General features: G+C 70.3%; 2 protein-coding genes. Both read left to right on the top strand.

What is annotated here, in order from left to right:
* The coding region (locus IE321_RS41465; RefSeq protein WP_268257463.1) for an acyl-CoA dehydrogenase family protein at nt 1-527 on the top strand (527 nt) is incomplete at its 5' end.
* A gap of 49 nt (nt 528-576) precedes the next feature.
* Nucleotides 577-1,276, top strand: a 700-nt coding sequence (locus tag IE321_RS41470) for a thiolase family protein (protein ID WP_268257464.1), incomplete at its 3' end; no start/stop codon positions are given.

Consider the following 1,276-nt stretch of genomic DNA (forward strand, 5'->3'; position numbering starts at 1 on the left):
ACACCGCCGAGCTGTTCTTCGAGGACGTCCGCGTCCCCAAGGAGAACCTGCTCGGGGAGCTGAACGGCGCCTTCGTCCACCTGATGACCAACCTCGCCCAGGAACGGCTCGCCATCGCCGTCGCGGGCATCGCGGGCGCCGAGCACCTCCTGGAGCTCACCACCCGCTACGTGAAGGAGCGCGAGGCGTTCGGCCGGCCGCTGGCCAGGCTCCAGCACGTGCGCTTCGAGATCGCCGAGATGGCCACCGAGTGCGCCGTCACCCGCGCCTTCGTCGACCGGTGCATCGCCGAGCACGCCGACCCCACCGGCCTCGGCCTCGACCCCGTCAACGCCTCCATGGCCAAGTGGTGGGCCACCGAACTCCAGAAGCGGGTCGCCGACCGCTGCCTGCAACTGCACGGCGGATACGGCTACATGAGTGAGTTCCCGGTGGCCCGCGCCTTCACCGACGGCCGCATCCAGACCATTTACGGCGGCACGACGGAGATCATGAAGGAGATCATCGGCCGCTCCCTCCTCGGCTGACCTCCGGCCTCCCCCGCTGATCGAAAACCCTCACCGCGAAAGGCTTCCCGTGAGCACCGAAGCGTACGTGTACGACGCGATCCGCACCCCGCGCGGACGCGGCAAGGCCAACGGCTCCCTCCATGGCACCAAGCCCATCGACCTGGTCACCGGTCTGATCCGCGAGATCCAGACCCGCAACCCGGGCCTCGACCCGGCCGCCGTCGACGACATCGTCCTCGGCGTCGTCGGCCCGGTCGGCGACCAGGGCTCCGACATCGCCCGGATCGCCGCCATCGCCGCCGGTCTCCCCGAGACCGTCGCCGGCGTTCAGGAGAACCGCTTCTGCGCCTCCGGCCTCGAAGCGGTCAACATGGCCGCGATGAAGGTCCGCTCCGGCTGGGAGGACCTGGTCCTCGCCGGCGGCGTCGAGTCGATGTCCCGCGTCCCGATGGCCTCCGACGGCGGCGCCTGGTTCGCCGACCCGATGACCAACCTGGAGACGAACTTCGTCCCCCAGGGCATCGGCGCTGACCTGATCGCCACCATCGAGGGCTTCAGCCGCCGTGACGTCGACGAGTACGCCGCCCTCTCCCAGGAGCGCGCCGCCACCGCGTGGAAGGAGGGCCGCTTCGCCCGCTCGGTCGTACCGGTCGTCGACCGGGCCGGCCTGACCGTCCTCGACCACGACGAGTTCATGCGTCCGGGCACCACGGCCGACTCCCTCGCCAGGCTCAAGCCGTCGTTCAAGGACATCGGCGAGCTGGGCG

The sequence above is a fragment of the Streptomyces hydrogenans genome (assembly GCF_014656075.1).
Taxonomy (GTDB): domain Bacteria; phylum Actinomycetota; class Actinomycetes; order Streptomycetales; family Streptomycetaceae; genus Streptomyces; species Streptomyces hydrogenans.